A 6,670-nucleotide genomic window follows, 5' to 3' on the forward strand; every position below is an offset into this window, starting at 1 on the left:
CTACTGTTTAGCCAGCAGTTCAGAGAGGAACATGGCATACCCCTCGATTACGTATATACCGCTAAAATGTTTTACGGAGTGATGGATTTACTAAAACAGGGATTTTTTTGTCAAGGCGATTCATTGCTACTAGTACACACAGGAGGTTTACAGGGTAACATTGGGATAGAACAAAGGTTGCAGAAGTTTACTAAAATCTGAGTTGCCACTTAATTAAATATCAGTTAGCTTTGTATGGAATTTTACAAAAATTAGTTAAATTCACACAGCAATCTTGATATTTACTCAAAGTTAGGTAAGGCTAATTCAATGTTTACATAAGTAAGTAGGTGAAAATAAATCAAAGTAGATTAACTAATGTAAAAAATCTTGATATGAGTTTGTAGTGAGGGCTGAAGCCCTCAAATTAGGACTAAAGTCCTTACTACAAACCTTGAATTATTCACACCGCTCTACTTACACTAATCGGATTAAGCCAGATGATATTTCATAATGTAGATTTACTAACAAATACTACTCACATCTGGGAACATATAGAATTTGTTAATCAACAAAAGGCTAATAGTAATTGAATTTAATGTTTTTGATATGGGCAATCGCACAGAGAATATCTAGATAACAAAGAGCGTTCCGCAATTGGGAACGCTATATTTTGGGAAATTCTGTTAAGATAATCTGAATTGAAATTTAAAATTGCTAGTTGCTAAAATCAGGCATGGAGATTTGCTTGTTCCTGTAACCAAGTATCTACAGGTTGTCCATCCTTACGGCGTAATTCAATTTCCACTACCATCACTTCTTTTGAACCAGGAGGCGCGGGTTTTTTATGGAAAATAATGTCATAATCTTCTGGATTGTGTTTGTGTTCTTTCAACCATTCTTGTACTTTGGTTGTGGCAAAAAACGATTGCCCTTGCTCAAACATTCGGGTAATCTGCAATTGCAATGTATAAGGATTTAAGCGACCCATTTTCTACCGCCTTTGTTAAGTTAATTTTAGGAAAAGTAATCTGCTTACCCTAGATAATCTAATGTTAGTGCGAAGTATCGACACCTGACAGTTCGCGCACAGGTATAACTTCCAGTTTCAACGCCCTCCTATTTGTAGCAACAAAGTCCGTGTTATAATCAGTAAACCAAAAAAAATGTCAAAAAATTGACTACATTCCACCACTGAAGTTTTACGTACACTAAGGGACGAGAAGCGGATTAATTAAGGATTGTTCAGGATTTCCCACTGCCTCTACAACATTTCACTACTTAATTCTGTTATAGATTGGAGAGAGGCACGCCGCTTCAAAAACTGACCAACAGACTGAAATGGTTGTTATGAAGAGCAAAAATCAAGCTATTTTCGCTTTAATTGGAAAAAACACTATTGTCTTTTTACCCTTACTGTTATGCGCTAGTATTGCCAGTGGACAATCTGCACCATCACCCAAACCAACAATAACTCCTGCTCCAGTCTTATCGAATCAGGAACGGGAAGAATTAGCAAGACTACGAGTCGAAAAGCGAATTCAACAGCAAGTCCAGTCTGATTTTAATAGCGCTTTTAGCCGTACAACTATCTTACTCAATATTTGGCTAGTTATATTAAGTCTATTTCCAGTCGCAATCATTGCTTTACTTTGGCTATTACGACGGGTGATAATCCGTGAACTTGTTGAGAGAGCAATGCAACAACTACAGGGAATGGAAAAATTACAAAATCAGCTAAACACCGTTAGGCAAGAGGCTCAAAATGTTATTCAAGAAGCTAAAAAAATTAATTATGAATTAGAACAGGAAACGGCTGCTTTACAGCAAAAAATTAAAAGTGAAGAAGAAAATCTATCTATGCTTACATCTGAGCTAGCTTTAGCTAAAGCACAGGTATTAACTAGATTAGAAACTGAACTCAAAAAATCTCAAGAAAACATAAAACTTTTAGAGTCAAAATTTGCTTCTGGGCTATCTAAGTTAGAGTTTGATGCTCAACAAGAAAGAGATATAGCACTGGAGAATCTCGGAAAATTAGTATCTGTCATAGCAGAGCAACTATCTAATTTAAAGTCAGGTGTGCAACAACAGCAAGAACTTGCCGTTGCTGATTTAGAACTATCAAGGTCTAAGTTTACATTTCAACTTTCTGGATGGCAGTCTGATGCTGAAAAGCAAAAGAATATAGCTTTTGAAAGTTTAACAAAATTACAGTCAGAATTTGCTGATAAATTATCTGAATTACAGGTGGATGCTCAAAATAAAAAAGAGATTACATTTGAAAGTTTAGGAAAATTAGATAATCAACTGAAGTCTCAATTATCTGAATTACAGATAGATGCTCAGGAACAAAAAAATAAAATTGTTGAGAGTTTAGCAACATTGCAGTCAGAGTTTGCTGAACAACTATCGGAGTTACAAGTAGATGCTCAAAAGTGCAAAGAGTTAATTATTGACAATTTAGAAAAATCTGGTTCCGAGTTTACTTCGCAATTCTCCGAATTACAATGGAATGCTCAACAACAAAAGATGATAATTTTGGAGAAGTTAGAAAGATTAGAAACGGAGTTTGTCTCTCAACTCTTGGAGTTACAAGTGGATGCCCAAGAAAGAAAGGATCTCATCCTTCAAGAACTAACTGAAATTACACCTGAATCGATCCTAGAGATTGTAAATTCTGAAGTTGAGGAAGAAATACAAGAACAGCCGCAACAACCAGAATTCACTGCTGATGAATATGTAAAACAGGCAGATGGGCTGTTTTCTGAAAAGCGCTATGAAGATGCGATCGCAGCTTACAACCAAGCAGTGAAAATCCAACCACATGAACCTGTGGCTTGGTTAAAACGAGGTCTAACTCTCGGAAGGTTAAAACGCTACAAAGAGGCGATCGCATCCTATGATCGAGCGATTGCGATGCAACCAGATTATCATCAAGCTTGGTGCGATCGCGGCGTTGCTTTTGGAAATTTACAACAACATCAGCAAGCCTTTGCCTCATTTGACAAAGCTATACAAATCAAGCCTGATGATCCAGTTGCTTGGTTGAATCGCAGTCTTTCCCTAGTAGCATTAGAACAATATGAAGAGGCAATGGTTTCCTTAGACAAAGCCCTGGAATTCCAACCCAATTCTCCCAAAATCTGGGATAAACGCGGTTATACTTTGGTAAGATTGGGACGCGATGATGAAGCGATCGCTAGTTTTAACAAAGCCTTAGAAATTAAGTCAGATTATGCCAGTGCCTATTACAACAAAGCAGCGTGTTACGCACTGCAAAGACAAGTTGAACTATCTCTGTTAACTCTACAACAAGCAATTAAACTTAATCCCAGGTATAAAGAAGACGCAGCAACTGACCTAGATTTTGATGAGATTGCCGATGATCAGCGTTTTAAGGAGTTGGTTGCAGAGTAAAAACCTAAAAACATTCATTACTACCCCCATTCCCCAGTACAGATACGATTAATCGCGTCTCTCTCCATTCCCCACAATTGGATTCTGTTCACCAGACATCGCTTTGAGTTTAGATGTAAAAGACTCAGAGCGATCGCTTTTTTCTGGAGTAAATTGTCCGATTGGGGCATGAATAGCAGCAGGTGGAAGCAGCTTTGCCCGTTTATGATGCAATGGTGATGCAGAGGGCGGTAGACTTGATTGTAAAGTTTGCCTTTGGCTGACAGCAGATGATAACTGAAGGGTTGACGAAGAGGCAAATTTCCTAGAAAGCGGAGAATTCAAGACGGTTTGATGATCTCTATCTTCCTGCTTCTCCTCTTCTTCACTCAAAGATGTCTTTGGTTCGGAACTTTTCAGTTGTAGAGTTGCAGTATTAGTGTGTTGATAGCCATTGTGAATCTTAGCTGGTGGTAATTGCGGACTCGTCACTTTTTCTAGAGTCGGGTTTTTCTGGGCTGCTGGTAGGGCTGGTGCAGCCAATGAGGTTAAGCTTTGGGGAAATTTGCTACAAATCATCCGTTCAAATTCCATGTTGAAATGATATGTAGCCTGATCCCGGCGCTGCCAAAATACTAAGATTTGTTGCACGGAAACGCCTTTATAACGACCTTGATATAGTGCCTCAATCACTGCCAGGTGTAGCCAATTAAGGGGATATTGCGTTTGCCAACGCTCAACTAGCTCATTGGCACTATACCCACTGAGATCGAAACTATAATTAATTAATAAGGCGATCGCCAAGTTGGCAGATGTGTCTGGAAGTGTTGTTAACATGGGGCTATTATCTCTAGGCAATAGGTCTCAGATTTGTCACCCATCGCATATTAGCCTAGCGTGCTTTTAACTACATGGTTTTTTTTCACGAGTTACTAAGCCGAGAGGCAGTGTTTCCTATTCTACTTGTGAACTTCTAGAATGCAACCCTACATAGACTGATTTAATCGCAGGTGTTCGCCCAATGGCAACTAACGCCTGATAAACCATCGCTGCAACTTCGGCGCGTGTTGCCGAACGTGAAGGTGCAAGCACTTTCGGATCTGGATAGTTGACAACTATTCCATGTTGTGTAGCAGTGGCAACAGCTATTTGGGCATAATCGGGAATTGTATGACGATCGCTATATACTTTTAAAACACCGCGATCAGCAGCTGGTAGTCCCAGTCCGTTTACTAGGGAGACAATCACCTGTAGCCGTTGGACATTTTGATCGGAACGGAAAGTGCAATCGCTAAATCCGCCAACAAAGCCACCGCTAGCCGCAATTTTGATCGCGCTATAAGCCCAAAAATCTTTGGGTACGTCTGTAAAATCAGGTGCCGGGACTTTGGGAAGTGGGTTAAAGGCGATCGCCACCAAAGCTGCATACTGGGCGCGAGTCATGGGTTTATCTGGCTGGTAGCTACCATCAGCAAAACCCTGAGTTAAATCCATGCTCACTAATCCCTGAATAAATGGTTCCGCCCAATGTCCATCTAGTTGGGGAGACGCCGGGAGTTTTTGAGAGCGGGATTCTGTCGAAGCGTTAGAGAAACTGGTGCTAACTGCTACTCGATTGCTTGGGATCAATTCGACCAAGCCCTTGACTAGAGAAGGATTTAATTGATTACCTACGGAAACCAGCTTTTGTGTAGTGGCATTGTATAAATCAAATTCACTATGATCACGAAAAATGTTATTACCGGGATGTTGGATATTACCTAAATCGGGGATTGCATTCCCATTGACTAATAAACCACCTTGGGTATTTCTGGCAATGAGATTTTGACGCAGCAGAGGTTGGGCGTTGCGAGAAAGTGCGATCGCTGTGCCATTTTCTGATAATTTGTTATTGGCGATCGTCGGAGCGGCAAAGTCACTAATTGCGATGCCTAACGGGTTTCTTTGAAATAGATTCCGCAGTACTTCTCCTTGGCTATGACGTGCCATAAATAACCCGCTAGCAGTATTTTGCACAAATATGTTATCTAAAATTACGGGTTTGGCAGTACCAGTGGTAAACACACCTTCCCGCCCACAGTTGCTCAAAGTATTGTTAGCTAAAGTAGGTGCAGCCGATTCAATCCAGATACCAGTACCTTTGGCTGAGGGATTAGTCACAGTTACACCTAAAAGACTGGCATTATCTACCAAGAGCAGCGTGATATTTTGCATATAAAAGCTGGGACTTTGATACTCGCCACTCCCGAAAATTACAATCCCTGCACCTTTTTTCGCTTCGTTACCCACCACTGTTGCCCCTCCAGGGATGAACAGTGGGAACACCTCATCACTAGCGGCGCTGTAAATCCCCGATTCCAGATGAATTATCGTGCGGATTTTGATTACTTTTAAGGCGCGGGTGAGGCTTTTAAACGGACTCAACCGTGAACCAGTATTAGTATCATTCCCTGTCATAGGGTTGACATAGAGTCTGACAACGAGGGTAGAGTTCACCATTAATAGTTGAGAGTCAATTGTTTTAATTATGACAAGAGTTCTGATCTCCGCGTTTGGTGTTCCAAGCTCGAACTTCCGAGTTCCAAGCTCAAAGCTCGGTGTTTCAAGCTTGAAGTTCCGAGTTTTGAGCTAGTAATATTCTCTCGTTCCCATGCATGGGAATAGCTGATTAGGGGCTGCTGCCTCCAGTGCCCCTACCGTGTATTGCATCCATAGACGCGTAGCGACTTAAGGCAGGGTACGAGAATATCCCCCCAACCTCCCTTTTTAAGGGGGGCTAACAATGGCTCTATTTCCCCCTTTTTAAGGGGGACTAAGGGGGATCAATAAGTGCATATCCACCTTAACCGAACCGTATTGGCAGTGGTTGGATTGGCTAAGGGACTTCCAAATACAAAAATACTCAACTACTTCTTGTGGGGTGGCCGTCTCGCCCGCCCTAAGCCAGAGGCGGGCAAGACTTCGGCGTGAGCGCTCAGTCGAACGCTGCCCACCCCACAAGATTGGGTGATTACCAGAGGATGCACTTGGTTAACGACAAGCCTTTTTAAGGGGGCGATCTCAAAAACCCCCAACTTTAGTTATGGGGAATGCGTTACAAATTCCCATCTAGCACTGTTCCTTCTATATTGGCTCCTTCCAAATTTGCTCCACTCAGATTTGTCTGGCTCAAATCTGCTTGAGTGAGATTTGCCTGAGATAAGTCGGCTACAGTTAAGTCTGCACCACTCAAATCGGCTCCATCTAGATTCGCCGCTATCAAGCTGGCTTCGTGCAAATCCGCGTCACTTAA

The 6,670-nt window shown here is 41.3% G+C and carries 5 protein-coding genes and 1 pseudogene; 2 read left to right on the forward strand and 4 right to left on the reverse strand.

Features of this window, described 5'->3' with window-relative positions; all coding sequences use genetic code 11:
• Positions 1–201 (forward strand): annotated as a pseudogene (locus tag ACYTXL_RS25915) (1-aminocyclopropane-1-carboxylate deaminase/D-cysteine desulfhydrase); the annotation flags it as partial.
• 508 nt (positions 202–709) lie between these two features.
• Here ACYTXL_RS25915 and ACYTXL_RS25920 read toward each other — a convergent pair.
• Positions 710–970 carry a hypothetical protein gene (locus ACYTXL_RS25920; protein ID WP_461927202.1) on the reverse strand — a complete coding sequence of 87 codons (261 nt, stop codon included), beginning with the start codon at positions 968–970 and terminating at the stop codon, positions 710–712.
• 359 nt (positions 971–1,329) lie between these two features.
• Between ACYTXL_RS25920 and ACYTXL_RS25925 the strand changes: the two genes are divergently transcribed.
• On the forward strand, positions 1,330–3,399 hold the full coding sequence (locus ACYTXL_RS25925) for a tetratricopeptide repeat protein (protein ID WP_461927203.1): 2,070 nt from the start codon (positions 1,330–1,332) through the stop codon (positions 3,397–3,399).
• Positions 3,400–3,447: 48 nt separating this feature from the next.
• Here the strand turns inward: ACYTXL_RS25925 and ACYTXL_RS25930 are convergent, their stop codons facing one another.
• From ACYTXL_RS25930 to ACYTXL_RS25940, 3 genes are all read right to left on the reverse strand, one after another.
• Complete coding sequence (locus tag ACYTXL_RS25930; protein WP_461927204.1) at positions 3,448–4,215, reverse strand: hypothetical protein; 768 nt, start codon at positions 4,213–4,215, stop codon at positions 3,448–3,450.
• A 117-nt stretch (positions 4,216–4,332) separates the two neighbouring features.
• Positions 4,333–5,877 (reverse strand): DUF1565 domain-containing protein, encoded by a 1,545-nt coding sequence (locus ACYTXL_RS25935; protein WP_461927205.1) that lies wholly within the window; start codon positions 5,875–5,877, stop codon positions 4,333–4,335.
• A 595-nt stretch (positions 5,878–6,472) separates the two neighbouring features.
• Positions 6,473–6,670 (reverse strand): pentapeptide repeat-containing protein (locus tag ACYTXL_RS25940; protein ID WP_461927206.1); only part of this gene is annotated, 198 nt, incomplete at its 5' end.

This window comes from Nostoc sp., from assembly GCF_054880495.1.